At 36.1% G+C, this 25339-nt stretch carries 28 protein-coding genes and 3 pseudogenes; 22 read left to right on the top strand and 9 right to left on the bottom strand.

The annotated features are described in order from the left end of the window. Window positions 1–172: 172 nt before the first annotated feature. From OOK92_RS03775 to OOK92_RS03705, 15 genes and pseudogenes are all read left to right on the top strand, one after another. Window positions 173–859: a hypothetical protein gene (locus OOK92_RS03775; protein WP_264735737.1), complete on the top strand. Its 687-nt coding sequence runs from the start codon at window positions 173–175 to the stop codon at window positions 857–859. Window positions 860–865: 6 nt separating this feature from the next. Next, window positions 866–2803, top strand: coding sequence for a DUF4815 domain-containing protein (locus tag OOK92_RS03770; protein ID WP_264735738.1), 1938 nt, complete (start codon window positions 866–868; stop codon window positions 2801–2803). Window positions 2804–2814: 11 nt separating this feature from the next. Further along, entirely contained in the window at window positions 2815–4005 is a 1191-nt protein-coding gene (locus OOK92_RS03765) for a hypothetical protein (RefSeq protein WP_264735739.1), read from the top strand. Between the two features lie 4 nt (window positions 4006–4009). Continuing rightward, entirely contained in the window at window positions 4010–4204 is a 195-nt protein-coding gene (locus tag OOK92_RS03760) for a hypothetical protein (RefSeq protein ID WP_264735741.1), read from the top strand. A gap of 82 nt (window positions 4205–4286) precedes the next feature. After that, entirely contained in the window at window positions 4287–5753 is a 1467-nt protein-coding gene (locus OOK92_RS03755; RefSeq protein WP_264735742.1) for a hypothetical protein, read from the top strand. 22 nt (window positions 5754–5775) lie between these two features. Continuing rightward, on the top strand, window positions 5776–6342 hold the full coding sequence (locus OOK92_RS03750; protein WP_264735743.1) for a hypothetical protein: 567 nt from the start codon (window positions 5776–5778) through the stop codon (window positions 6340–6342). Between the two features lie 54 nt (window positions 6343–6396). Beyond that, a pseudogene (locus tag OOK92_RS03745) lies at window positions 6397–7550 on the top strand (phage tail sheath subtilisin-like domain-containing protein). Window positions 7551–7574: 24 nt separating this feature from the next. Further along, the gene (locus OOK92_RS03740) at window positions 7575–8081 is read left to right on the top strand and encodes a phage major tail tube protein (protein WP_264736294.1); all 507 of its coding nucleotides are present in this window, start codon (window positions 7575–7577) and stop codon (window positions 8079–8081) included. Window positions 8082–8142: 61 nt separating this feature from the next. Further along, complete coding sequence (locus OOK92_RS03735) at window positions 8143–8343, top strand: hypothetical protein (RefSeq protein ID WP_007303020.1); 201 nt, start codon at window positions 8143–8145, stop codon at window positions 8341–8343. After that, on the top strand, window positions 8327–8608 hold the full coding sequence (locus OOK92_RS03730) for a type II toxin-antitoxin system RelE family toxin (RefSeq protein WP_143688798.1): 282 nt from the start codon (window positions 8327–8329) through the stop codon (window positions 8606–8608). The genes OOK92_RS03735 and OOK92_RS03730 overlap by 17 nt, the downstream gene beginning before the upstream one ends. Window positions 8609–8698: 90 nt before the next feature. Continuing rightward, window positions 8699–8791, top strand: a pseudogene (locus OOK92_RS03725) (phage tail assembly protein); the annotation flags it as partial. A gap of 221 nt (window positions 8792–9012) precedes the next feature. Further along, complete coding sequence (locus OOK92_RS03720; protein ID WP_264735356.1) at window positions 9013–10035, top strand: IS110 family RNA-guided transposase; 1023 nt, start codon at window positions 9013–9015, stop codon at window positions 10033–10035. A 72-nt stretch (window positions 10036–10107) separates the two neighbouring features. After that, complete coding sequence (locus tag OOK92_RS03715; RefSeq protein ID WP_264735355.1) at window positions 10108–10365, top strand: phage tail assembly protein; 258 nt, start codon at window positions 10108–10110, stop codon at window positions 10363–10365. A gap of 341 nt (window positions 10366–10706) precedes the next feature. Continuing rightward, the gene (locus OOK92_RS03710; protein WP_264736293.1) at window positions 10707–11012 is read left to right on the top strand and encodes a hypothetical protein; all 306 of its coding nucleotides are present in this window, start codon (window positions 10707–10709) and stop codon (window positions 11010–11012) included. Window positions 11013–11055: 43 nt separating this feature from the next. Further along, complete coding sequence (locus tag OOK92_RS03705; protein WP_264688022.1) at window positions 11056–11178, top strand: hypothetical protein; 123 nt, start codon at window positions 11056–11058, stop codon at window positions 11176–11178. Between the two features lie 276 nt (window positions 11179–11454). Here OOK92_RS03705 and OOK92_RS03700 read toward each other — a convergent pair. The 5 genes and pseudogenes from OOK92_RS03700 to OOK92_RS03680 form a co-directional block, all read right to left on the bottom strand. After that, window positions 11455–12562: pseudogene (locus OOK92_RS03700) on the bottom strand (transposase). Window positions 12563–12805: 243 nt separating this feature from the next. Further along, window positions 12806–13969 (bottom strand): 1-deoxy-D-xylulose-5-phosphate reductoisomerase, encoded by a 1164-nt coding sequence (dxr, locus tag OOK92_RS03695; protein ID WP_264731948.1) that lies wholly within the window; start codon window positions 13967–13969, stop codon window positions 12806–12808. A 73-nt stretch (window positions 13970–14042) separates the two neighbouring features. Further along, window positions 14043–14540: a hypothetical protein gene (locus tag OOK92_RS03690; RefSeq protein WP_264731950.1), complete on the bottom strand. Its 498-nt coding sequence runs from the start codon at window positions 14538–14540 to the stop codon at window positions 14043–14045. A gap of 266 nt (window positions 14541–14806) precedes the next feature. Beyond that, window positions 14807–15511 carry an ABC transporter ATP-binding protein gene (locus tag OOK92_RS03685; RefSeq protein WP_264736292.1) on the bottom strand — a complete coding sequence of 235 codons (705 nt, stop codon included), beginning with the start codon at window positions 15509–15511 and terminating at the stop codon, window positions 14807–14809. Further along, entirely contained in the window at window positions 15504–16286 is a 783-nt protein-coding gene (locus OOK92_RS03680) for an MlaE family ABC transporter permease (protein ID WP_264736291.1), read from the bottom strand. Before OOK92_RS03680 ends, OOK92_RS03685 begins: the two co-directional genes overlap by 8 nt. 330 nt (window positions 16287–16616) lie before the next feature. Here OOK92_RS03680 and rpmF point away from each other — a divergent pair, with 330 nt between their 5' ends. From rpmF to OOK92_RS03665, 3 genes are read left to right on the top strand one after another with little or no spacing between them, the layout of a single operon-like run. Continuing rightward, window positions 16617–16799: a 50S ribosomal protein L32 gene (rpmF, locus tag OOK92_RS03675; protein ID WP_010962967.1), complete on the top strand. Its 183-nt coding sequence runs from the start codon at window positions 16617–16619 to the stop codon at window positions 16797–16799. A 10-nt stretch (window positions 16800–16809) separates the two neighbouring features. Further along, window positions 16810–17847, top strand: a complete 1038-nt coding sequence (gene plsX, locus OOK92_RS03670; protein WP_253310008.1) for a phosphate acyltransferase PlsX — start codon at window positions 16810–16812, stop codon at window positions 17845–17847. Then, window positions 17840–18796 (top strand): beta-ketoacyl-ACP synthase III, encoded by a 957-nt coding sequence (locus OOK92_RS03665; RefSeq protein WP_264688027.1) that lies wholly within the window; start codon window positions 17840–17842, stop codon window positions 18794–18796. The genes plsX and OOK92_RS03665 overlap by 8 nt, the downstream gene beginning before the upstream one ends. A gap of 913 nt (window positions 18797–19709) precedes the next feature. On the opposite strand, the gene OOK92_RS03660 is transcribed toward OOK92_RS03665, so the two are convergent. Further along, the gene (locus OOK92_RS03660; RefSeq protein WP_264688028.1) at window positions 19710–20204 is read right to left on the bottom strand and encodes a Smr/MutS family protein; all 495 of its coding nucleotides are present in this window, start codon (window positions 20202–20204) and stop codon (window positions 19710–19712) included. A 92-nt stretch (window positions 20205–20296) separates the two neighbouring features. Between OOK92_RS03660 and rlmB the strand changes: the two genes are divergently transcribed. From rlmB to OOK92_RS03645, 3 genes are all read left to right on the top strand, one after another. Beyond that, on the top strand, window positions 20297–21061 hold the full coding sequence (gene rlmB / locus OOK92_RS03655; protein WP_264736290.1) for a 23S rRNA (guanosine(2251)-2'-O)-methyltransferase RlmB: 765 nt from the start codon (window positions 20297–20299) through the stop codon (window positions 21059–21061). An 80-nt stretch (window positions 21062–21141) separates the two neighbouring features. After that, complete coding sequence (locus tag OOK92_RS03650) at window positions 21142–21864, top strand: Bax inhibitor-1/YccA family protein (RefSeq protein ID WP_264688029.1); 723 nt, start codon at window positions 21142–21144, stop codon at window positions 21862–21864. Beyond that, window positions 21865–22401 (top strand): cytochrome c oxidase assembly protein, encoded by a 537-nt coding sequence (locus tag OOK92_RS03645; protein ID WP_253307274.1) that lies wholly within the window; start codon window positions 21865–21867, stop codon window positions 22399–22401. A gap of 274 nt (window positions 22402–22675) precedes the next feature. Here the strand turns inward: OOK92_RS03645 and OOK92_RS03640 are convergent, their stop codons facing one another. Together OOK92_RS03640 and OOK92_RS03635 are read right to left on the bottom strand one after the other, a co-directional pair. Next, a complete protein-coding gene (locus OOK92_RS03640) occupies window positions 22676–22870 on the bottom strand; it encodes a hypothetical protein (RefSeq protein ID WP_264736289.1) in 195 nt (64 codons plus the stop codon). Between the two features lie 15 nt (window positions 22871–22885). Then, complete coding sequence (locus OOK92_RS03635) at window positions 22886–23410, bottom strand: hypothetical protein (RefSeq protein WP_264736288.1); 525 nt, start codon at window positions 23408–23410, stop codon at window positions 22886–22888. A 147-nt stretch (window positions 23411–23557) separates the two neighbouring features. On the opposite strand from OOK92_RS03635, the gene OOK92_RS03630 reads away from it, so the two are divergent. Beyond that, window positions 23558–24535 carry a quinone oxidoreductase family protein gene (locus tag OOK92_RS03630; RefSeq protein ID WP_264736287.1) on the top strand — a complete coding sequence of 326 codons (978 nt, stop codon included), beginning with the start codon at window positions 23558–23560 and terminating at the stop codon, window positions 24533–24535. 203 nt (window positions 24536–24738) lie between these two features. On the opposite strand, the gene OOK92_RS03625 is transcribed toward OOK92_RS03630, so the two are convergent. Then, window positions 24739–24945 (bottom strand): hypothetical protein, encoded by a 207-nt coding sequence (locus tag OOK92_RS03625; RefSeq protein ID WP_264736286.1) that lies wholly within the window; start codon window positions 24943–24945, stop codon window positions 24739–24741. Window positions 24946–25339 lie beyond the last annotated feature (394 nt).

Raw genomic sequence — 25339 nt, 5'->3', positions numbered from 1 at the left:
TATATTATGTCTAAAGTAGATTAAAGATTAGTCAATAAAAACTTATTATGAAAAAAGGAATTGCAAAAAAAGTGAACACATTTCTGAAAAAAGTTGAACTTATATATATAAGGGGGCTTGAGTTAACAATTGGTATTTGAAGCAATTGCTTTGCTATGAAATAAGGTAATTAATGTCAATACTCACACAATCAGGTCGAGCAGCAATAGCCGCAAGTATTAAAGAACAAGCCATACATCTTGCCTGGGGCAGTGGTGATGCAAATTGGGAAAGTAGCCATAAAGTAGAAAAAACTTTTGCAGCTGATAACGAAATCAAGCTTGATCACCATCCCATTAAAGACGTAAAAGTTTTTATCGGACAAACAACTTATCAGCCAAGTATAGATTATATAGTTGATAGCAGTACTGGTGTTATTCAGCGTACAGAAAACAGCTCTATTGTAAATAATAGTACAGTTACTATAGAGTACGTTCAAAGCACACCACCGGAGCCTATTACTTCTCAAAAACTACTCAATGAACTTGGCAGACGTACTGCGGATGAAGTGCTTTTCTGCACAGGTGATGAAAACGGTGAACTTATAACTCCATCTGGAAGGTTTAGGCCCTCAAATGTACCAACTAATAATCTCTATCTCAAATTTACTTTCGATTTCACAAACGCAGCAAATCAAGTTATACGGGAATTAGGGGTTATGGTTGGTACTAAAGTAAAAGAAGAATTACCTATAGGACAGAGGTATTTTGAACCACAAGATATAGAAGACCCAGGGATCTTATTAGTTTTAGAACACACTGTACCACTTATCAGAACATCTGCAACTCGGGAAACTTTTTCATTTGTTGTAACTTTTTGAAACAAAATGACCTTAAATAGTTATTATAACCGCTTTAATCCTGACAAAGAATATGAGAAAAGCTTATTTCTTGCTGGAAGAGGTCTACAGTCTGCAGAATTAAATGAGACTCAGGAGTATGCTCTTTCTAAGCTTAAAGGCATAGGTGATGCAATATTTCGTGATGGTGATGTTATAACAGGAAGCAATTGTATTATAGATAGAGAAACTGGTAAAGTTACACTTGAGTCAGGAAAAATCTATCTTCGTGGAGCGGTGAGAAAAGTAGAGGCAAAAGAGTTTGTTATTCCACTGAGTACCACAGTTCGTATAGGTATTTATTACCTAGAATCTACCATTACAGAACTTGAGGACGAAAATCTTCGTGATCCTGCTGTTGGTACAAGAAACTATCAGGAAGTAGGAGCTGCAAGGCTTAAAGTTTCCACCATTTGGGGATACCAAGTAGAAAGTGTTACTGTTAACTCTACAAATGGCGAATTTTACCCAATTTACAATATTGAAAATGGAGTATTGATAGAACATTCACCGCCACCACAAGCAAATATAGTAACTACTGCGCTTGCTCGTTATGACAAAGAGGCAAATGGTTCCTACGTTGTAAATGGTCTAGAAGTAATGTGTTTGCAGAGAGAAGAGGGAGACGAAAAGGGAAAAAAAATATTTGTGATTAATGAGGGCAAAGCTCATGTTGATGGTTATGAAATTGAGTTACCTCATAGTATTCGTGTTTCTTTTGATCAAGATCCGAATATAAAATCAGTTGAATCAGAACCACATACTTTTCAGCCAAATAGCCAAAGAGTAATGGAACTTAAAGTTAATGATTTTCCAATAAGTGAAATTAAAAAAGTAGATATAACTGTTCAGAAAACCACTACTGTTACTCATGGTTCATACTCAGGAGCTGTTGATCCGATACCTGATTCTGCAGTACTTGAGATTATTCAAGTTAAACAAGGCAATGTTATTTATGAAAATAGTACAGACTATAAGTTAAATGCAGGAAACGTTGATTGGTCATTACCAGGTAAAGAACCAGCTCCTGGAAGTAGTTATCAAATAACTTACCGCTGCCGCACTCATGTAATTCCTGAAGATATAAGTGAAGAGGGGTGTAAAGTAAAAGGAGCAGTTGATAACAGCTTGGTTCTGATTGATTACACCTGGAAAATGCCCCGCTTTGATTTAATTACTATAGATGCAAAAGGCACAATAAGAAGGATAAAAGGAATTTCCCATTCTTGGAGACCATCAATGCCTAAAGCGCCTAGCGGACAACTTTTGCTCTGCTACATTCACCAAACATGGAAAAACGGAGAAAAAGAAGGGGTAAAAATAGTGAATAATGCTATTCATGCTGTACCGATGAATGAGCTTGAAGCAATGAAAAAAGGAATAAATGATCTTTATGCTCTAGTTGCAGAGGAACGTTTACGCAGTGATGCAAATTCAAGAGAACCTACCACCAAAAAAGGAGTATTTGTTGATTCGTTCTTCGATGATGATATGCGTGATCAAGGAATTTCGCAGTCTGCAGCAATAGTAAATAGAGAGCTAGTTCTGCCAATAGATGTAGAAGTTGCAGATATTGAAAAAGGTGGGGAAAGATATCTTTTGCCGTATGAACTTGAGCCGGTACTAGAACAGCTCTTACAGACTAAAGGAGAAAGAATTAATCCGTATCAAGCTTTTGATCCAGTACCAGCACAAATTACTTTAAATAAAAATATTGATCACTGGACGGAGGTAAAAACAAATTGGAAAAGTCCAGTAACCAGAGTGTTTAATGTTAAAGAAACAACAGAGCTGCTGTCAAGTACCTCATACGAAACTGAATTTATGCGAGAAGCAACTCAAAATTTTGAGATTGAAGGTTTTGAGCCAGATGAAAAGCTTAAGGAAATAAAATTTGATGGCATTTCTATTATACCTATGGCATAGAGGAAAAAAAAGTGGAAAAAAGAGCTAACAACCAGGGAAAATTAAAGGGAAAGGTGAAAGTACCAGCAAATATTCCAGCAGGTACTAAATTAGTACAGTTTTATGGGGATAAAGGAAGTTATGGAGAAACAACGTATACTGGTAAAAAAACTATTACTATAGAAGAGAGAAGAAGAGTTATTGCAGCAAGAAGAATTGATCCTTTAGCGCAAACATTTACTTTAAATGAGAGTAGGCACATAGGAGGTGTAGAGCTATGGTTCATAAATAAAGGCAAAAAACGTGTTGTTGTGCAGATTACAGAAACAGCAGTGGGAGTACCCTCACAAACTGTCATTGCTGAAAGCTATATTGAGCCAAAAGATATAAAGATAGATGGCACAGCAACACGTATAACTTGGTCACCAGTGTTTTGCCATGCAGAACAAGAGTATGCGATAGTACTGCTTACTGATGATGCAGATACTACAGTAAAAATAGCAGAACTTGGCAAATATGATGCAGTAAATAGCCGCTGGGTAACGAGTCAACCATATCAAGTAGGAGTATTACTGTCATCTAGCAATGCAAGCACCTGGACTCCACATCAAAATTTAGATTTAACGTTTCGACTACTAGCTGCAAAATTTAGTGAAGTTTCTCATGTTGTTGATCTTGGCAAAGTTACTGTAAATAATGTATCAGATTTAATTGTTTTGACGAACGTCGAAAAAGTAGCATTTGATACCAATGTAGAATTTATTCTGACAGATGAAGGGGGAAGAGAAAACTTTTTGTCTGATAATTTGCCGCTCGCACTGCGTGAAAGATTATCTGGAGAGCTAACGGTAAAAGCAAGCCTAAAAGGAGGGCGAGAAAAAAGTCCAGTTCTTTATCCTGGGTTACAGTTAGTTATGGGTAATCTTTCAGAGTCTGGAGATTATGTTACAAGAAGTATTACAGCAGGAGCTAACACTAAGATAACAATTACCTATGATGCGCTGATACCTGGCACTGCAGACATTAAAACTTATGTAGAGAAAAACGTGGGAGAATGGCAATTAGTAAATTTAACATCAGGAAAACCAATTGGAGAAAATTGGGTAGAGAGAACTCATGTGCTGACAAACTTTAATGGCAATGAGACAAGGATAAAATTAGTTTTAAGTGGAACAGTTATCTATCGTCCTAAAGTAAAAAATTTGCGAGTGATTATTACTTGAATCAATGCCAAATGACCAAAGCAAACGAGGATATACACTACCACATCCAGAAAACATTGCAGTGGAAGATGTAGTACGTATTCGAAGAGCTATAGAAAAAATAGATGAAGATATTACTGAAAGAGAAGATGAGCATAATCAACTTAAGAGTAATTTTGAGCGGTTTAACTTTGAAACTTTTTTAAATTTTTGGGAATGAAAGAAGCAATATACCAAAGGATAAAGGATTTAGCAGCAAACAGCAACCTGATCAACTGGCATATCTTGCAAAATCACTGGAATTGATAGCAGATAAAAAAGCTATTGCTGACATTGTGCAGATGACTGAGGTAAAAGAGATAATTGATGCACTACAAAAGAGGCTTAAGGATTTAGCAGCAAACAGTACACCAGATCAATTAGCATATCTTGCTAAAGCATTGGAATCAATAGTCGACAAAAGTGCAGTTTCTGAAATTGTACAGATGACTGATGAAAAGTTGAAAGAACTTCTAAACGCTGCAAGATCGCACTTGAATGATATAAATACTAACAAGGAAAATTCAATATCAGCGATAACTGGAGCAAAGACAGAGTCTGTAAATGAGATCAATACGCTAAAAACTAACACCTTGGATACTTTAAAAGCGTCATCAGATTCATATGTATCGCTACTTGACACGAGAAAGGATGCGAATATTGCGGCAATAAACAGTATTAGCAACAATCATAAAGATGGTCTTAAAGGTTTAGTAGAAGATTTTCGTGGTGTAAATGATGTGCCAGATGGTTCATCGATCATGAAGGAAATAAAAACCAGGGAAAATCAGCTAAAAACACTGACAACCAAATTTAACTCCATCAATGATTTGCCAAGCGGTTCATCAATTATGAAGGAGGTAAAAACCAGGGAAGACCAGCTAAAAACACTGACAACAAAATTTAACTCCATCAATGATGTACCAAGTGGGTCGTCAATCATGAAAGAAGTAAAAAATCGAAATATGGTTGAACCAGGGTCATTACCTTTCTTGTTTGGAGTACTAAGTAGAGGAAATAATTACTATGGTCACGGAATTTTCACAACTGAGTTAGGTGGATGGAGCGGTGATATAACAAAAACCGATTACATGTTGCAATTACTTGCGGGTAGCCATACATACGATACAAGTTACGTTAGTTTTTATCGGCCAAGACAATTGAGTTTTATAGAGGGAAGTAAAGGTACATTTATTTACGGAGAGTTGTATACAAACAGTTTTTCGAGTAGTCATAATCAGATATATTACTACCCGTGTGCTGCACTTGGAGTAATGTTTGTAAAAAACACCACAAGTAGGGATATAACAAGAACATTAAACTTTGTTGGTACATCTTATTGGAGTTCAGGATATGAAGGAGCAGGAGCATTTGTGGGAACCCCTGATAATACCAATGCTAGTAAATCAAGAATTTCAAAAATAATGTGGAAAAATGTTTACAAATATGCGAGTTCTAATAGCAAATTTGCCGCATCTGGCAATGTAGAAATTCCAGCAGGAAAAACGGTTGCAGTGTTACTTTATACATCATCTTATCTACATTCCAGAACAAAAGTTAGTGAAGGTGCGTTTTCAGGTGATGTATATACCTATGGTCAATTTATCCAGTGGGGAATTTATAACATACGTAACAACTTTTTAACTGCAGGGCTTAAAATCGATGTAGAAAGAACGCTACGAGCTTGGCAATGTCCAGGATTAGATGCCACCCACAAAATCTGGAATTGATACCAGAAAACGGAGAAAACCAATGCCAATTTATATTCATTTTGAAAACAACAAGCAAATTGAAACAACAACGCTTGAAAGCAAGCCAACTGGGAATGATTGGTACGAAGCGCCAAAGAATTTCGACTGGCAAAAGAGTTATCGGTTAACAGAAGGAGGGAAAATTGTTGAAAGGAGTCAAGAAGATATTGAGCTGGAATTATTGGAAACTGCGAAACTTTCTGCATTTTCTAGTCTTCGTGCTTATTATAATAACTATACTCACCAATATGCAGGATATTCTCATCAGAAGCTTAAGTCGTACGAAATACAAGCAAAAGCCGCAGAGAACATTTTAACATCACCAGAATCTATAGACGAAAAAGATGTAGAAATCATAGAACCTTTAGCAAAAGTCCGTGATATTACGGTTATTGAAATGGCAAGAATAATTCAGGAAAAAGCAAAAAAAGCAGTAAAAGCAATAATCAAATGCGAAGAGCTTGAAGACTTAGCTAAGAAGAAAATTAAGGAAGTCAGGAATAAAGAAGAGCTGCAGAGTTTACTCAACGATTTTAAGCAAAAAATGCAAAAGGTTTTAGAGAGCTAAAAAAGAAACCTTTTCTCTATCCACTTTCCGAAATTCAACATTACAAGGAGAAAAATGACAGAACAGTTTTTACATGGGGTAAATGTTATTGAGATTACCTCTGGAGCAAGGACAGTACGCACAGCTAAATCATCGGTAATTGGCGTAATTGGTACTGCTCCGGAAGCTGACGAGCAAAAGTTTCCACTGAATAAACCAGTATTAATAGCGGGAAGTTTAAAGGAAGCAGCAAAACTTGGAAAGAGAGGAACTCTGCCTTCTGCAGTGAATGGAATATTTTCCCAGGTTGGTGCAACAGTAGTAGTTATTCGAGTTAAAGATGCTGATCAAGAAGAAGAAACGTTAAAAAACATCATTGGAGGAGTTGATGAAGAAACCGGGGAATATCAAGGGATTCAAGCATTCCTCAGCAGTGAAAGTATAGTCCATGTTGCCCCAAGAATACTAATTGCCCCTCAGTTTACTCATCAATTGCCCGAAGGGTCTGTGAATCCAGTGGTTAGCGCTTTAATACCGATAGCAGAAAAGCTAAGAGCAATAATAGTAGCAGATGGGCCAAATACCAATGATGAAGAAGCAATAAAGTGGAGAAAAAGTGTAGGCAGTAGCAGAGTTTACGTAGTTGATCCATGGGTAAAGGTGTTTGAAGGGGAGGAAAAACCGCCAAGTCCATTTGTTGCTGGTTTAATAGCAAAAATAGATAGTGAACAAGGATTTTGGCATTCGCCTTCAAATAAAGAGATAAATGGTATTGTTGGAACAAGCAGAGCTATTGATTTTACGCTCGGTGATACAAGTTGTAGAGCAAATTACTTAAATGAAAATGAAGTCACGACAATCATTCATCAAAATGGCTACAGACTATGGGGAAATAGAACATGTTCAAACGATGAAAGGTGGGCTTTTCTGCCTGTTAGGCGTACTGCAGATTTAATCAATGATAGTCTACTGCGAGCTCATCTATGGGCAGCTGATCGCAATATTACCAAACTTATATAGATGAAGTGATAGAGAGTGTTAATTCCTACCTAGCAAGTTTAAAAGCACAAGGAGCGATTATCAGTGGAAGGTGTTATGCCAATCCAGAGCTTAATACCCAAGCAAATATTGCAAGTGGTAAAGTGTATTTTGATTTTGAGTTTACACCACCATATCCAGCAGAACAGATCACTTTCAGGTCACACCTTGTGAGTGGCGCAATATCGTAAAAAGGGGAGAAAAGGGGGAGAAGAATGTTACCGAAGATTTTAAAGAATTTTAACGTATTCGTAGATGGTAAAGGCTATGCAGGAAAAATAGATGAAGTAACCTTGCCAAAACTTACCATAAAAACAGAAGAATATAGAGCTGGTGGTATGGATATTCCAATAAATATTGACATGGGCATGGAAAAGCTTGAAGCAGATTTCACTTTTGCTGAATACGATACAGAGCTCTTTCGGCTATTTGGGTTGATAAATGGAAATTCGGTATCTTTGACGCTCAGAGGTGGAATGCAAGGTAGTGGAAGTAATGATATTGGAGCAGTAATAATCAATTTAAGAGGCATTTTTAAAGAATTTGATTTTGGTAACTGGAAACCTGCTGAGAAAGCAACGCTGAAATGTACTGTAGCTGCCCATTACTATAAACTTACTATAGGCGGTAATGAGCTGATAGAAATCGATGCTGAAAATATGATTAGAAAGATAAATGGTGTTGATCAAATGGCCTTGCTACAAACGATTCTAGGGATCTAATATGGTTGACAAAATTACATAAAAATGTTAAAATATAAGAAGTTGTAGGTATATAGTTAATATGGATTCTAAAGCTCATACAAATTCCATAGAGCAGCTAACTGGTTTACTTGTTAGTGTAGCACAATCTCAAGACAAGTCCGTTTTAAAGTTATTAACTGAATTAATGGAAGAAGAAATTGAAGATATGGAATTATCTAAGATTGCTGACGAACGCTATAAAGAAAAGAGGGTTAAACATCAAGATGCCTTCTGGGATTAAGCCTTACAATATAGACTATTCAGAATCTGTTATAAAGAAAGACATTCCGGCTCTTCCAGCAAAAGTAAAGTTAATGATTAAGAAGGCAATAATGGAGCGTCTAACAGCTGATCCAATTGGACTTGGAAAGCCATTAAAGCACAACTTAAGCGGGCAACGTAGTCTACGTGTAAGTACCTACCGTATACTTTATTACATAGATGCGCCAGAGCATACAGTAGTTATTACTTCAATTGAACATAGGAAAGATTCTTATCAAAGCTAATCCTATTTATAGCACCATAGTTATAACAAAGAAATTAGTTATGTAAAAGCCGATATAGATTTTTATTTAATTAGCTTTTTAAGGAGGAACATGCAAGCTATAACACTTAATAACCCAATAACAGTTGATGGAATTTCTGTCTCAGAACTTACTGTTAGACGTCCAAAAGTTAGAGATTATCTTGTATCTTGAAAAAAGCATCTGGTGTTTTAAGCTTAAGCATTAGGTGGAGAAGGGAATAACTTTGAAGATTATCTTAGATATAAAATCTGTTAGCAAGACAAGAGTTCCCTTCTCAAAAGTACAGGCTGGACGGTATCATAGAAAGACCTAAATGGTTCTAATTCTGTATTCACAAGGTAAGCCTTACTTTTCATTTTTAATAGTAGTATATGGAGTTACATATGATCAACAACTTTTTAGGTATAGATGTTTCAAAAGAACACTTTGATGTTTCTCTCTCATTTATAAGTAAAAAAGGAAAACGTGAAACTAGAAAACGGAAGTTTAAAAACGATGATACAGGGTTTCAAGGTTTGCTGAACTTTCTACAAAAACATAATGTAGAAGAAGTAAAAGCTTGCATGGAATTCACGGGTTGTTATAGCGAGGCTTTAGCTGAATTTCTATACAATGCTGGACATTTTGTTAGTGTTGTAAACCCAGCTTGCATAAGATTTTATGCAAAAAGTAAGCTTACACGACAAAAAAATGATCAGATTGATGCAGAGATTATTGCAGATTATTGTCAAAAACAGGAACCTTCCCGTTGGATGCCACCATCTCCTAAAAAGAAAAAATTAAAACATCTTTATCGTTGCTCAGATGCGTTAAAAAATGAGTTAACATTAGTAAATAATCATTTAGAAAAAAAAGAGAGACTATCTGAAGAAGTTGTAAATGCTTGGGAAAGCCTTGCAATGCACATAGAACAATCAATAGAAACAATAAAAAACTCCATACGTGAACTATTAAAACAACACAAAGATTTGTTGGAGGACTTTCAACTCCTATTAACTATTCCAGGAATAGGAGAAGAATCAGCAATAGCTATTTTAGCTGAAATTCCTGATATAAAAGCCTTTATAAATGCCAGGCAATTGGCAGCATACGCTGGAACTATACCACGAAATATAACATCAGGCTCATCTGTACATGCCAAGCCCAGATTAAGTAAAACCGGTTTACAAACATTACGTAAGGCAATGTATTTTCCTGCTATAGTAGCTAAGAATCACAATCCTATTGTTATGACTTTTTGCGAAAAATTAAAAGAAAAAGGCAAGCATGCTATGTCTATAGTTGGTGCTGCAATGCGTAAGTTACTTCATATAGTCTTTGGTGTTTTAAGTTCAAGAAAGGCTTTTGACCCAGATCATATCAAGAACTACAGAGCTAGAAGGTTGAATAAAGGTTTAGTACTTTAAAATTAAAAAATGCTTCCAATCTATATTAATTACAAAAGACTTTAGAATTTTATTTTTTAGGAGTGTAAACTTATGCAAACAATAATACTCAATAATCCAATAACAGTTGATGGGGTTTCTGTTGCAGAGCTAACTATTAGGCGTCCAAAAGTTAGGGATTATTTGGCAATTGAACGCTTAAATGGTAGTGACTTGAGTAAGGAAATCACCCTAACTGCAAATTTAACATCGGTTACGAAGGAAACTGTAGAAGAGTTGGATATTGCAGACTATGCTAAAGTACAAGAAGTGCTAAAGGATTTTTTTTCACCGATTATACAAAAAACTTGAGATCGAAAGTACTTGCACTCAGCTCTGTCACGGGTGGTGGAATTGAGCAAATACTCAATATGGAGATGGATGAGTTTATTCTATGGTGTAAAGCAACAAAGGAAGTTAAATGTTAATCTTGAATTTTCTTGCTGATTAACAAAATGGTATCTGAAGTTTAAAATCAAAAAATGCTCTTATCGCATCTTATGTGGAATAGTACCTTACACAAATTTATTAAATGTTGTTGGTTAGTGTATAACGCTATACAGGATGTGGGTTGGAAGTATTTTTTGATTACGGTACAGTTTGAATAATTTTTTTATTGACTCACAAGACGGTATCTTGATAATAAGCTTAAGATGCTTAGGAATATAGAATTTGCGGTTGGCGCTGTTTCTTTAGCGGCTTTGGTAGCTTGTGCTGTTTATCCAGTGTTACCAGTGTGGGGTTTAGTTATCCTTGGCGTTAATTCTCTCGTATGTTTTGCTGGTGGTTTAGCTTTTCATATGAAGCATGAGAAAGAATCAGATAATATTGAGAAGGCTAAAGAAGCAGTTAGGAATTATGGACCACCTCCTCCTTACTCTCCTCCAAGCGCTCCTCCTTATAGTGAATTTAATAATTCTAATTCGGAACAGCAGTTTGAGAATTATAAGGCGTACTAAACCCACAACTGTACGAACATTGTGATTTGGGCCCATCAGGAGGGTGTCATTCCAGTGCTCCTTTCTCGTCATCCCAGTGCCCAGACACTGGGATCCAGCTAAGTTAGTGAGTGTAAAAGTAGCCAACCTTACGTTAAAACACAACGTTCTTGATGAGATTGCATAAAAACTGGATTCCTTACATCATAGAGGCACTGCCATTATAGAGTAAAATGAGATCCCAGTGTCTGGGCACTGGGATGACAGCTAGCCTGACAACCGTCATCCCGCTACTTGTTAGCGGGATCTAGAGATACCGCGGCGGTATGACGGTTTGCGGTAGTATGACGTAGTACTGCTGTCGTCCCGCTGCTTGTTAGCTGATGAGATACCGCGGCGGTATGACGGTCTGCGGCGGTATGACGAGGGAGAACAGTCAATGGCGTCAACTTAAGAGCATACATTAGCAAACTCTCCTAAAGACATGATGGCGTTTAGGCTTATCTACTTTATCGCGGCTATACAATCTTCCCGGTCGGATCTTAACTTTAGTGCGTATACTTAAAAAGGGCTTGAAAGTTTTTTGGTGCAACAAGCACTTGATTGCCTCATCACACCAAATAAAACTGAAAAATTTCTCAGCAATTTGATCTGGGAAGGCCCTTGTGCATCACACATATGAAGCGATAATATATTGCACATGACCAAGTTTGCCCAAAATTCTTGTAATACAGCCTCTCCAGAAAAATTCTCTAACTCTGCTCCTACTTTGAGTCGTTTATAGCACTCCTCTATGTGCCACCTTAATACATAAGCTTTACTCCAAAGTCTCGATCAAAAACTCTGTTTCTCCGTTGGCTAATGTTAGCTCTTACTTTCTGTCCTTTCATTTTATTTTTTAGATTTTCATTTTCCAATATAAAATCAAAATCTAATTCGCCAGCGTTCCCATAGCTTGCTATAATTTCTTTTTTGCAAGCGAAAAATAAAATCTACTTCCAAATCATCATGCTGCTGAATGAATTTTACTGAAGACGATCATAGATAAATAATAATTTCTCTTGATTTAATGAACGCATTTGAGTGATAACTTCGGGTAATTGCTCTTCCGCCAACGTTTGTTCACCTATATTCCAAGCCGTAAAACGAGCACTACAAATCAGCGAAGTACACAAATCAACAAACAAATTGCCAATGGTGCCTGTTGTTCCATTTGGTTCAAACTCGGATACAATTTCCTCAGAGCTGAATACCAGAACCATCTGCTGCAATAAGTCTATAGCCTCTCCAACTCAGGTTCATCCTGATAGGCTGTTTGGATGCTTAAATTCTTGAAAGCCTGTATGGCAAATCTTATACCTTGCTTTAGAAAAAGCTTGCTTTGAGGGTACATGTCAATGGCTCCATAAGTTCACATTCTATTCCCAAACTTTTTTTAACTAACTATAGAAAATACTGTCGAAAAAGGAAGTTTTCTTGTTCGTGTAAAACTCAACACAATGGATTTTCTGAAAAGTTTTCGAGTATATTGCATTTTTAATTTGTAAGATAAGATCTTTTCCTTTTTGCATGCCTCACCTAAAAATGACACATTTTAAACTTTTTTGTTGCAATAAAATAGAAACAAAAGTGCTGTCTCTTGTAGTATTTTACTCCTTAACATCCCTTAAGTTGATGCCATTGCCTGAACGGATACAATTATTCAACCATATTTTTGAAGATAGCTAGTTTCTGTATTTATTTTAAATTGAAGAAAGCTCAAATGAAAGATCGTGTTTTGCTAAAATCACAGAATGCAGTCTGGTTACATTACTCTAGCTATACGCAACAACTTTACTTTCAACAATTTTATTAGCAATAATACGACTTTCACAATCAATATTTATTATATCAGATAGTGAATTAATATCAGTGTAACTATCAAAACTTTCCATTGTTGATTCCACTACCTCTACTATTTTTAAAAAGCCAATTCGTGACTTCAAAAATTCATTAACAGCTATTTCATTTGCAGCATTGAGCACAATACTGTTTGTTTGTGGAGCAGAAGAGTTTAACACTGCCATGCTAAGCTTTAGCGCAGGAAAACGCTTATGGTCTGGTTCTTGAAAGGTCAATTTTCCTTGCTTTGTTAAATCTAATTTACGATTTAAAGCTGATCTTTCCGGCCAAGACAAAGCATATGAAATAGGAATTGCCATGTCAGTTTCTGCAAGCACAGCAAAGTTGAACCCATCCTTATAAGTTACAATTCCATGTACTATTGACTCAGGATGCACTATTGCTTCAATTTTATCCGGGCTGATGTTAAACAAGTTATGTGCTTCTATTATCTCTAGTGCCTTATTCATCATTGTTGCACTATCAACTGAGATTTTCCTTCCCATATTCCAAGTGGGGTGACTAAGCGCCTGATCTACCGTGACATTTCTTAATTGCTCAGAACTATAGTTTAAGAATGGTCCACCAGAAACAGTAAGTATGATCTTTTCTACGCATTTGTCGTCATTTTGCAAAACTTGAAAAATTGCGTTGTGTTCAGAGTCGATAGGGATTATTTGTACGTTTTTTTCTTTAGCTTTTTTGAGTAATAACTTTCCACCGCAAACAATGCTTTCTTTGTTTGCTAGTGCAATGACTTTAGTACCGCTTTCTATGATGTGCATAACTGGTTCAAGGCCTGCAATGCCAATTATTGCAACAACTGAGAGATCAACAGGTATGGTAGCAATATTTGTAGCGCCAATTGCTATTTTTACATCTGTACCAAGTAGGTTTTCTCTTAAATCTTTGTAAAACCTTTCATCGGAGATAGCAACGTATTTTGCATTCAGCAGTTTTGCTTGGTGTGCCAGTAGAGCAAAGTCTGAATGGGCACTTAGTGCTTCCACTTGGTATTCTTCTTTTCTCCTTGAGAGCAAATCTACAGTCTTTTTTCCAACACTTCCTGTTGATCCTAAAACTGAAACCTTTTTCACTAAGACAAACTCACAACAATAGCAACTTTTCTTATTAGGTCTTCTCGCATACTATTCAGCAGTTTTTAAGCGTTTAACCAAGTTCATGTCCGTGGTCATCGCCAACAGATGGTGAAGGACCAGGTGAAAAAGATTGACCATGGTGATCACCTGCATCATGCATGTCTTGCAAACCATCAGCATTATGAGCCATTTCATTATTGGCATGAGGGTAATCATCTGAGTGAGGTCCCTCATCACCATGAGCCATATCCATTCCTTCTGATGGCATATCTTCCCCACCTCCACCTGAAAAATGTTCTGCAATGCTTTCAAGAAATTTTATGCCAAACATATTACCTGATTTTCCAAACAGTGTTACTAAACTACTGCCACTTACCAAACTTTCAAACACGTTACTATAAGCAGCAATTGCTCCTTCATGAAAGTTGAACAACCATTTCATTCCATCCACGACTGTTGAAACAGAGTCACTATGACCAAGACCAAAACCACTTTTCTCACCAGCGGCTTCTTGGTGTTGCTGCTGCGCTTGCCATTCTGCAATATTTGGACCTTGAGCTTCACTCATAAATTTTTACTCTCAACCTTAAGCTATTATTTTATCACAAATATTGCAAAATATCAATAGAGCTTTTGAATATAGCTAATACAAACAATTTCTGTCATCCTATATATAGCTAAACTGACTTACGACAATTTGAAAAACGACAAATTCGTCATTCCGCTACTAGTTAGCGGAATCTATGCCGAGATACCGCGAATGAATCGCGGTATGACGTGTTGCTTGGGTCAGCTATAGGACCCAGTTTGAAAAAATCCGAATTCCAATGTCTGCTACCTTATATAACGAATGAATTTCTTTATATATTCGTTATTAGTATTTTGTATTTCCTGAACAGTTCCATGGGAAATGATCTCCCCTTCATGTAATACTGCTATTTTATCAGCTATTTTAAATGCGCTATGAATATCATGTGTAATCGTGATAATTGTAGTGTTAAGATCTTTAGATAATTTTATTATTATCTCGTTTACTATATCTGACATAATTGGGTCCAATCCTAAAGTTGGCTCATCTAATACGATGATTTCTGGATTGTGTGCAATCGCCCTTGCAAGTGCTACTCTTTTTTTCATTCCACCTGATAGCTCTATTGGAAACATATCTGCTATGCTTTCCTCCAGTCCAACATCATTTAACTTCTCGATTGCTAGCTGTTTTGCCTCCTTTTTGCTGATATTAAAGCGCTTTTTATAATTAAAAGATATATTTTCCCACACTGTAACGTAGTCAAATAAAGCGGAATTTTGAAATAAAACCCCAAATTTATTTTTGCTTTTACTATTTATTTTAACAGACCCTGAGTCTGGAGCAAGCAAGCCGATAATTGTTTTTGTTAGTACAGATTTGCCGCTTCCTGAGCCGCCAAGTATGACTAATGATTCCCCTTTTAATATATCGAAACTTAGATCTTTTAGTACTGTCCTATCATCAAAAGATAAGCTTAAGTTCAATATTGATATTATGGGGTTACGCATGTATCAAAGTAATCATGTAGTTTGCTAAAATGATCAGTATGGACGATAAAACAACAGTTGATGTTGTAGCAACACCTACTCCTCGTGCACCTTCTTTGCAATGATAACCGTAATAGCAACTTGAGACAGAAATTATGGCGCCAAATGCAGTTGCTTTAGCTAGCCCAGTTATAAGATCGTACGTATTAAAGAACTGAGCTGTGTATTTAATGTATATATTTAAATTGTGGTTAAATTCGAAGACTGCAGTGATACATCCTCCAAATATTCCTATTAGATCTGCACATACTGTAAGTATGGGAAATACTATGATTGACGCTAAAATCCTTGGTGCAATTAAATACTTGAAAGGGTTGATATTCAAAGTTGTAAGGGCATCTATTTGCTCGGTGATGCGCATTGTACCAGTTTCTGCTGCAATTGATGATCCAACCTTCCCTACCATTATTAAGCTGATCAAAACTGGTCCTAACTCTTTAATGATAGTGATCGTAACAAGTTTGGGTATTATCTGCTCTTGGTTAATTAATGAGTCACTCAAGCTGCTTTGTAAAACTATCGCCGCTCCTATAAAAACTCCAGTGAGCCCAACAATTGGCAGAGAGAAAAAGCCTATCTCTATAATTTGTTTTGCTACGTTGCTAAAATAATATGGTGGCACAAAGCAGTGGTATAGAGATTGAATAAAAAATATGAATGCACTACCAAGCCTTAACAAAAAATTGATAAAGTACCTACCAATTATTCTAACGCTATTTATATCAAAAAAGCTCACTTTGTATTCATTTTAGCTAGAGGTTAGTCTTACTGATTTTATTAAAATTTTTATTAACTTTATCGCAAAGTATAGCTGAGATATGTTTTAAGTTCAACATACTTGATGTTTTAATTTAAAGCTTAACCCAAGAAAGGTTTCCCTACGTCATACCGCCGCGGCGCTAACTAGTAGCGGAATGACGGTTTTTCAAATTGTAGGTAAACCTAAGCCACTTTAGCTATAGGACTCAATTACATAAGCAAACCTTACTTATTTTATTATCCCTGTTTACTTCTTGTAAAAAACATGTTATTAATGAATTGAATTTTGTAGAGAATGGAGGAAGTTTTGGCAGTTCCAAAAAGAAAAAAGTCGAAGTCAAGGCGTAATATGCATCGTTCTCATCATGCTATTGAGCCTAAGAATGTTGTGGTATGTTCAACAACTGGAGAATTCATGTTGCCTCATAATGTAGCAGTAGATGGCAGTTACAAAGGAAAACGAGTTTTCATTAAGCAACAGGCAGAATGACTATTATGGTATGTTACCTACGGTCAATAATCACATAGTTATTGCACTTGACGCTATGGGGGGCGATTTTGCGCCTCTTTCCGTAATTCAGGGTGCTGGTTTTTTTTTGGATAATCTTGTTGACCCAGGCATTAAAGTTCTTTTTCATATTTATGGAGATAAGGAAAAAGTATCTCCTTTGCTTTTGAAATATAAAAAAGTAAGTAACAATTCTGAGTTTACTCATTGTTCTGACAATGTCCTTGCGAATGATAAGCCATCTTTTGCGCTGAGACATCGTAAAGACTCAAGTATGAAAGCTGCAATTGTTGCAGTGAAAGAAGGTAAAGCTTTCGGAGTGGTATCTTCAGGCAACACCGGGGCGTTGATGGCAATTTCCAGATTTATTTTAGGAACATTACCAAATATTTATCGTCCTGCTATTGTCTCTATCTGTCCAACTAAGACAAAAAGCTTCGCTTTGCTTGACCTTGGTGCAAATGTCGATTGTAATGCCGATTCGTTATTCCAATTTGCATTAATGGGAAGTATATTTGCAAAAGTAGCGCTAAAAATTGACAATCCTGAGGTTGCTTTGCTAAATATCGGTACAGAAGAAGTTAAAGGTAATGACTCAGTGCGCGGCGCTTTTGAGTTGCTTAAAAACGCTCCAGGCATTAATTTCAAAGGGTATATAGAGGCAAGTGAATTTTTAGAGGGTAATATAGATGTGATTGTTGCTGATGGTTTTGTTGGCAATGTAATGCTCAAAACAGCTGAGGCAACCGCTAGTACTTTTATCAATCTAATAAAGCAGGAAGTATTCAACTCGTGGATAGCGAAAATGCTTATTGGTATATTGTTAAAATCTAAACTAAATAAAGCATTAACGCGTTTTAATCCCAAAATTAGAAGTGGAGCTATGTTTTTAGGGCTGAATGGTATCATCATTAAAAGTCATGGAAATTCTGATGCTATTTCTTTTGCCCATGCTATAAAATTTGCAGTAAATGCAATTAGTGAAAATTTAAATCAAAAGATAATTAACGGGGTAAGTCATATTGAATAAAAGTTTCATATTAAGCACTGGATCTTATCTACCAAGAAAAACGTTGAGTAACAACGAAATTGCATCGATAGTTGAGACAAGCGATAAATGGATAAGGCAGAGAACAGGAATAGTTCAAAGGCATATAGCAGATGAAGGAGAATTAACGTCAGATCTAGCTGTAAATGCAGCAAAAAGTGCTATAGAAAAAGCTAAAATTTCAGTAGATGAAATTGACTTGATTATAGTTGCAACAACAACGCCTGATAAAACTTTGCCTAGCTGTGCAACGATTGTACAAAGTAAGTTAAAATGTAAAAACGCATTTTCTTTTGATGTACAAGCAGCATGCTCTGGTTTTATATATGCAGTTACAGTTGCTGATTCGCTCATAAAATCTAACAATAGAATTAAATATGCGCTCGTTATTGGTGCTGAAATAATGTCTAGGATTGTTGACTGGGAAGATAGGTCAACTTGTGTACTCTTTGGTGATGGTGCTGGTGCAGTGATAATAAAATCGGAAATGGGTAGCAGCGTCATCATATCAACAAACTTACACTCTGATGGCAATGTGGACATATTATGTACGAACGGAGGGGTATCCTCTACTGATGATTCTGGAAAAATATGCATGAATGGAAGAGAAGTGTTTAAACATGCAGTGGATAAGTTAACAGCCTCAGTAGAGGAAACACTAAGATGCAATAATTTGAAAATCACTGATATTGACTGGTTAATTCCCCATCAAGCAAACATTCGTATTATTGAAGCAGTAGTAAAGAAATTAGATTTTCCTATAGAGAAAGTGATTAATACCGTTGATAAGCATGCAAACACCTCAGCAGCGTCAATTCCACTGGCCTTAGACTATGCAATACAAGAATCAAAAATAAAATCAGGAAATCTGGTACTGCTGATTGCAATAGGTGCAGGTCTCACATGGGGTTCCGTGTTGCTGCGCTATTAGACTTCTTGCATTACCTCCTGTTACCCAACTCGTAGAACATCACACCATAGGGCACAGCATAACTGTATGAACATTGTGATTTGAGTCCACCAGATCTAAGTAGCTTGACTACTTGATTGGATGCTGAGTTGGTGAGTATAAAAGTATAGCTAACGCTGTCATACCGCCCACAACTGTACGAACATTGTGATTTGGGCCCATCAGGAGGGTGTCATCCGAGTAGCTTGACTACTTGGATCCAGGAATTTTAATTGTAAGTAAGCATACTGAGTTGATAAGTATAAAAGTAGCTAGAAAATAAACATTTTTGATGAGATTATATGGAAAACTGGATCCCAGTGTCTGGGCACTGGGATGACAGCAGTCCTACGTCATACCGCGATTCATTCCTACGTCATACCGCGATTCATTCGCGGTATCTCTTAACATAGATCCCGCTAACAAGCAGCGGGATGACACCTCTCTTGGGCTCTTTTAGCTACAAACATTAAGAAATTTACCAAATGAAAAAAAAGGCAAAGAACTCCCGTGGTGCGAGTTTTGACTCTATATTACTGTAAGTGGCGCTGTAATAATGTGCTAACGCTTAAAATAAGCGCGATTTGGCTGAATGTAGAAAAAATAAAAAAGACATGCAGCCGCTATAATTTTATGTAATCCGCCAAAAAATACCCTGAGTTTTTTACTGAATTTTGTCATTGAGCCTGCAGGTCAAAAACAAGTTTTGAGTCATAAATACCCTTATTCTCATAATAAGGGGGCTGGCGGAGTTTGTCAAGGAAGTTTTTTCGTTTCTGCGGGCTACTTGAATAACGGCTACAATGTTTGTACAATTGTGCGTAACGCGCTGCCGAACACTGGTTTTTATATGGCTATATAAAAAAAATTAAGGCTTAAAAGGAAACTTAAGCAGCTAATAGGGCCTAAGCCTTTTTAATAAAACATAAAAAGCCCCTTTACCACCATGTTTTTTCGTAGCTTGCTGGTAGTATAGAACCATATGCTGGATTTTAGTATCATTTAACCACTTATTTAAGTTATTCTTTATAGTGTCTGTTTTATTTGTTGCACTGCCGTATCCCGTAATTACCAATAAACATCTATTTCCTGCTCGATAATTTTTGATAATAAAATCTATCAATTTACAGTAAGCATCCTCTATACTATAGCCGTGCAAATCGAGCTTATCGCTTATAAAATATTTACCCCTATCAACTTTTGATTTTGTGTTTTGGTCAAGACAAAATGATGAGTTACCATTATTAGTATTAAGAAAATTCCTTTGTAAGTCGGAGGTACCTTTATCAACCATAGACTTTATATTTACTTTATGATTAACTTTTAAAGTAACTTTTCCACATTCTATTGGCTTAACATTTTTTTGCCAATCCAACTCATCGTCCGACATAAACGCATTAATCGAATTGTATAATTTTACAACAATATCCAAACATAGTAAAATGTTGCTTATTCTATAAAAACCAGATTTTCGATAATACGATGAAATCGTCAAAAACTAATGAGAATTTTTGGCTGTATGGAAAGCACACCTGCATGTCAGCACTGAAGAATAAAAATAGGCGGTGTATAGAACTGTTAGTAACAGAAAATTTCTATAGAGAACACGAAAAAGAAATTAGGCAATGTGCAAATAGTAAGGGCATTAAAGTTCGATTAGTAGAAAACAAAATACTTAATGACGTTTTATCTAAAGGTGCTAACCATCAAGGAATTGCTTTAAATGTTGCCCCTATTCTTTGTAACTTAAGCATCGAAGAAGTAGCTGAAAGCTCAAACGACAGCTCTACTATAGTCATTTTAGATCAAGTCACTGACACGCACAATATTGGGTCAATTTTAAGAACTTCAGCTTGTTTTAATGTCAACGCATTGGTTTTACCACATAACCACTCACCGAGTGAAAATGCATCTATTGCAAAAGCAGCAAGTGGAGCATTGGATATTGTTCCGCTAATATACGTTACAAATATAGTAAAAACTATGCAGTATTTAAAAAAGGTCGGCTACTGGTGTTATGGGTTTGATTGTAACGCTGGCGAGGATATAGATGAAATAAAGAGCTTTGGCCAAAAAAGAGTAATCATTTTTGGTTCTGAAGAGAAAGGAATGCGGAGGTTAGTTAAAGAAAATTGTGATTATCTTTTAAAAATACCAATGTCAAATGCAATTAACAGTTTAAATGTTTCAAATGCAGCAGCAATAGGCCTATATTCTATTTATATTAAAACAAATGCCAGCGCATAGCTGTTTATAATAAAAATACTTGATAAAAATGTGGTTTTATATTATAATGTGTTAAATAATGGACAAAAGGAGTTACATTTATGTCTTACATGAGAAATGAACAGGATATCCGCTCTCAGGGCGTTTATTATAGCGCTGGGCTCAGAAGTTACCTAACTAAAGTATATAATTATATGGCTTTAGCTTTGGGCGTTACAGGGCTTGTTGCGTTTCTAACGGTATTTTCTGGTCTTTTTCAGGTAATTCATTCTAATCCTGTTCTGTCGCTTGTGATAATATTCTCTCCGGCTGCATTGGTGATCTATATGCGGTATAGAATTCAACACCTAAGTGCTCAGTCTGCCGTTACTATATTTTTCTCGTTCTCAGTGTTAATGGGGCTTTCCTTATCTTATATTTTTATAGTTTATACTGCAGAAAATATAGCAAGAGCGTTTTTCATTACATCAATTATGTTTGGCTCTATGGCTTTATACGGTAATACCACAAAAAGAGATCTTACAAGTATGGGCTCTTTCTTGATTATGGGAGTCTTGGGGATAATTATAGCATCCATAGTAAATTTATTCCTTGGAAGTAGTCCTCTCTACTTTGCAATATCGTTCATATCAGTAATAGTCTTTACCTTAATGACTGCGTATGATGCTCAAAGAATCAAGGACGTTTATTATAAATATAACGACGGATCAGAAGTCGCTACTACTAAATTGGCAATACTGGGTGCAACTGATCTTTATTTTAACTTTATTAACATATTTCTCAATCTACTCAGGTTACTTAACTTGTTCAATAATAGGGACTAGATGTTTTCCTTTTTAAGGAAAGGTAGTAAGAATTCTATAGTTTTCTTTTTAATATCTTTAGTCGTGTTGATGCTATGTCTTGCATATGCATCGGTACCATTATATAGCATTTTCTGTAAAGCTACCGGGTATGGTGGCACAACAAGAAAAGTAACTAATGCAACAATAAGTGCAACTGACCAAAAAATCAGGGTCCACTTCAATGCTGATATAATGTCCGATCTACCTTGGGAATTTAAATCAGAAACTAACTACGTTGACGTAAACATAGGAGAACAAAGTTTAGCATTTTATTACGCAAAAAATCTATCTGATCATCTTTCATTTGGTATGGCAGTATATAACGTTACGCCTTTCAAAGCAGGTAAGTATTTTAATAAAGTTGCATGCTTTTGTTTTGAAGAACAAATGTTGCTACCAAAACAAAAAGCAGCTATGCCCGTATCTTTCTATATAGATCCTGAGATAATGCTTGATAGTAATACAAAAGATTTAAGTGAAATAACGCTATCATACACGTTTTTTAAGCTTAAGTAACAAACTTTTTCTATTGTCCACCCAAGCAGCGTGAGCTATAGCTAAACTGACTTAGATTTACCGACAATTTGAAAAACTGTCATTCCGCTACCCGTTAGCGGGATCTATGCTTTGAGATACCGCGGCGGTATGACGTGTTGAAACAATCCGATAAGGTAAACCTCGTCATCCCGCTACCCGTTAGCAGGATCTATGCTTTGAGATACCGCGGCGGTATGACGTGTTAGCTATAGAAGGAGTGCGTTGTTATTCAAATAATAGTTATGCAACAGATCTATTGAATTGAACAGGAGCTCTTATTTGCTTTTTGCGCACTGACTACTTGTGTCTCAGTGCTTGGTGTTATCAATTCCCATCCTTCATTCTTTGCTTCACAAGTATTCCAATACTCAGCCAATTCCTTATTATTTTTTACAGAATCTGGCATTTCTATGTTGGGATTTTCCTTTAATATGTGATTAATTAGCATCTTGACACATTTTATCTAACTTTCAGCTCTTTCAGCATTCTCTTTATTTGGTGAAAATTGGTCGAGGGAAAAGTTAGTAAAACCTTCTAAAATGGCACATGCTTGCTCATTAGAGGTAATGATTATTTTTCTCTCCATGAGAGTCTTAAAAAGGTTTGGAGATGGTATAAAAAAAGCTGTATGTAGATAGGTAAATCCATTTTTTTTTGGCTTAATGTCCGCTCCAGCTCTTACTAAAGCTTCTGCCACGTTAAGGTATTTAGAGTTGATAGCTATATCTAAGAGTTTTCTGGCATCTGGATCTTTGCCATCATTTTGCACACGAAATTCATGGTCAATTGCAAAATTTCCAGCTTTCCATAACTCAAATAAATCACTGCAACTTTGACTATACTCTTTATTTGTATTAAATGTGCCTTCTTTTAATTTGTCTTTTATTAGCTCTATTACATTACATATGTTCGTATTATTGCTTATTTTCTTAAATATCTCACAAAGAGCAATATACCTATTAATATATCTATCTCTTCTACCTAACATAATTTATACTCTCTAATTGCTTAAATAGCTTATTTAAAATATAGAGATATTTGATAAAAAAGTCAAGCTTGTTAATTGTGGAAACAATGACTTTGCAAAATATTAATTATTAGATAACATAATCAAAGTTTTTATCTTACATTCATCATGGTTAGAGCTATACAAATAAAAAAAACTGGGGGACCAGAAGTATTAGAATTTGTAGATAAGAATATAGGTGAGCCAAAAGGCGAGGAAGTCTTAATACGTCATACAACTATCGGCTTAAATCGTTATGATTTAGAGCACAGAAAAGGTACACGCAAAATTAAAAATTTACCATCAGTGCTTGGAGTGGAAGCAGTTGGGGTTATTGAAAAACTTGGTAAAAAAATCAGTGATGGATTCAAAGTTGGAGACAGAGTTGGATATTGCACAGCTCCTCCAGGGGCATATTGTGAAAAGCGCATTATACACCAGAAATATCTGATAAAAATTCCAGATGACATATCTGATGAAGTTGCTGCTGCAGTGCTGTTTAAAGGTATGACAGCTCACTATTTAGTTAATCAATCTTATAAAGTTAGGCCTGGTGCTTTCGTGCTAGTTCATGGGGCTAATGGTGGCTTAGGACAAATAATATGCCAATGGGCAAAGGATAAAAAAGGTGTAGTGATAGGTTCTGTAAGCTCTGATGAAAAAATGAAGATAGCTTTACAAAGTGGCTGCACATACGCAATAAACTACAATGATAAAGACTTCGTTTCTAAAGTTATGGAGATTACGCAAAACAGAGGAGTAGGTGCAGTGTATGACCCTATAGGTTACGCTACAAGCAAGCTTTCTTTTGAATCTTTAGGCAGGTTCGGCATATACGTTTCCTATGGGCAGATATCAGGTAACGCTCCTATTAGTTTTTCTTTACTTAGTTCACGTTCGTTATTTGCAACTGGAACCTCAATATACCATTATAAGCATGATAGATTCACATTAGTGCTTACCACAATGGAAATCTTCGAGATGATAAGAAAAAAACTTTTAACTGTACGGATCAATAAAAAATATAAATTTGATGAAATAATTCAAGCTCATCGCGATATGGAAAATAGAAAAGCGAGTGGGTTAAATATTATCAAAATCTCTTAAATAAATTAGTAATTTAAACTAACCATTCATTAAATCATATCAACTAGAACTTCACATATTTAATTCTCCTTTTGGGGAATTAAAAGCATATAGCTAAACTGACTTAGGCTTACCGACGATTTGAAAAACCATCATTCCGCTACGTGTTAGCGGGATCCAGGATTTTGATTGGGTTATAAAAGTATAGCTTAGGTTTTCCTACGTCATACCACTGCGGTATCTCCAGATCCCGCTAACAAGTAGCGGGATGACGAGCTTATCGTCATGCCACCGCGAACCTTCATGCCGCCGCGAACCGTCATGCCGCCGCGAACCGTCATACTACCACGAACCGTCATACCGCCGCGGTATCTCTTAGCATAGATTCCGCTAACACGTAGCGGAATGACGGTTGTCAGGCTAGCTGTCATCCCAGTGCGTGACACTGGGATGGCTTTGTTGCATCGCTACTTATGAAAGGCTAACTATAGCTAGGATTATAAGCAACCTATTGAAAATCTTGTTTTTTTGCAATCAATCTGATCAAATTTAAGAATAGTAATTTATTATTTATATTAATAAACTTAATTCTATTGAAAATAGCTAAAGCATTGAAATTCTTGAATTTTAGCCGGATTAGTGAGTGGTAGTGAAATTTCTTTTACTCAAATTTAGGTATTCACTGACCGTTCTTGTTATAAATACCAGAATAATAAGCTACTGATATTCTCCATCTTTTTTATCTTTAATCCATCATAGCTAGCGATGCAACAAAGCCCACTGGGATCTCATTTTACTTTATGATGATGTCATGAAAGTAGCTGA

Source organism: Wolbachia endosymbiont (group A) of Rhinocyllus conicus (assembly GCF_947250775.1).
GTDB lineage: Bacteria > Pseudomonadota > Alphaproteobacteria > Rickettsiales > Anaplasmataceae > Wolbachia.
This window is presented reverse-complemented; position numbering and strand designations above follow the sequence as displayed.

Excerpts from the sequence above, each read along its gene's own strand:
- plsX (WP_253310008.1), top strand. The coding sequence starts at position 16,810 with ATGTTACCTACGGTCAATAATCACATAGTTATTGCACTTGACGCTATG.
- rlmB (WP_264736290.1), top strand. The coding sequence starts at position 20,297 with ATGAAATCGTCAAAAACTAATGAGAATTTTTGGCTGTATGGAAAGCAC.
- OOK92_RS03635 (WP_264736288.1), bottom strand. The coding sequence starts at position 23,410 with ATGTTAGGTAGAAGAGATAGATATATTAATAGGTATATTGCTCTTTGT.
- OOK92_RS03660 (WP_264688028.1), bottom strand. The coding sequence starts at position 20,204 with ATGTCGGACGATGAGTTGGATTGGCAAAAAAATGTTAAGCCAATAGAA.
- OOK92_RS03715 (WP_264735355.1), top strand. The coding sequence starts at position 10,108 with ATGCAAACAATAATACTCAATAATCCAATAACAGTTGATGGGGTTTCT.
- OOK92_RS03740 (WP_264736294.1), top strand. The coding sequence starts at position 7,575 with ATGTTACCGAAGATTTTAAAGAATTTTAACGTATTCGTAGATGGTAAA.
- OOK92_RS03770 (WP_264735738.1), top strand. The coding sequence starts at position 866 with ATGACCTTAAATAGTTATTATAACCGCTTTAATCCTGACAAAGAATAT.
- OOK92_RS03760 (WP_264735741.1), top strand. The coding sequence starts at position 4,010 with ATGCCAAATGACCAAAGCAAACGAGGATATACACTACCACATCCAGAA.
- OOK92_RS03710 (WP_264736293.1), top strand. The coding sequence starts at position 10,707 with ATGCTTAGGAATATAGAATTTGCGGTTGGCGCTGTTTCTTTAGCGGCT.
- OOK92_RS03645 (WP_253307274.1), top strand. The coding sequence starts at position 21,865 with ATGTTTTCCTTTTTAAGGAAAGGTAGTAAGAATTCTATAGTTTTCTTT.
- OOK92_RS03690 (WP_264731950.1), bottom strand. The coding sequence starts at position 14,540 with ATGAGTGAAGCTCAAGGTCCAAATATTGCAGAATGGCAAGCGCAGCAG.
- OOK92_RS03650 (WP_264688029.1), top strand. The coding sequence starts at position 21,142 with ATGTCTTACATGAGAAATGAACAGGATATCCGCTCTCAGGGCGTTTAT.
- OOK92_RS03720 (WP_264735356.1), top strand. The coding sequence starts at position 9,013 with ATGATCAACAACTTTTTAGGTATAGATGTTTCAAAAGAACACTTTGAT.
- OOK92_RS03730 (WP_143688798.1), top strand. The coding sequence starts at position 8,327 with ATGCCTTCTGGGATTAAGCCTTACAATATAGACTATTCAGAATCTGTT.
- OOK92_RS03775 (WP_264735737.1), top strand. The coding sequence starts at position 173 with ATGTCAATACTCACACAATCAGGTCGAGCAGCAATAGCCGCAAGTATT.
- OOK92_RS03750 (WP_264735743.1), top strand. The coding sequence starts at position 5,776 with ATGCCAATTTATATTCATTTTGAAAACAACAAGCAAATTGAAACAACA.
- OOK92_RS03630 (WP_264736287.1), top strand. The coding sequence starts at position 23,558 with ATGGTTAGAGCTATACAAATAAAAAAAACTGGGGGACCAGAAGTATTA.
- OOK92_RS03735 (WP_007303020.1), top strand. The coding sequence starts at position 8,143 with ATGGATTCTAAAGCTCATACAAATTCCATAGAGCAGCTAACTGGTTTA.
- OOK92_RS03640 (WP_264736289.1), bottom strand. The coding sequence starts at position 22,870 with ATGCTAATTAATCACATATTAAAGGAAAATCCCAACATAGAAATGCCA.
- OOK92_RS03685 (WP_264736292.1), bottom strand. The coding sequence starts at position 15,511 with ATGCGTAACCCCATAATATCAATATTGAACTTAAGCTTATCTTTTGAT.
- OOK92_RS03625 (WP_264736286.1), bottom strand. The coding sequence starts at position 24,945 with ATGACAGCTAGCCTGACAACCGTCATTCCGCTACGTGTTAGCGGAATC.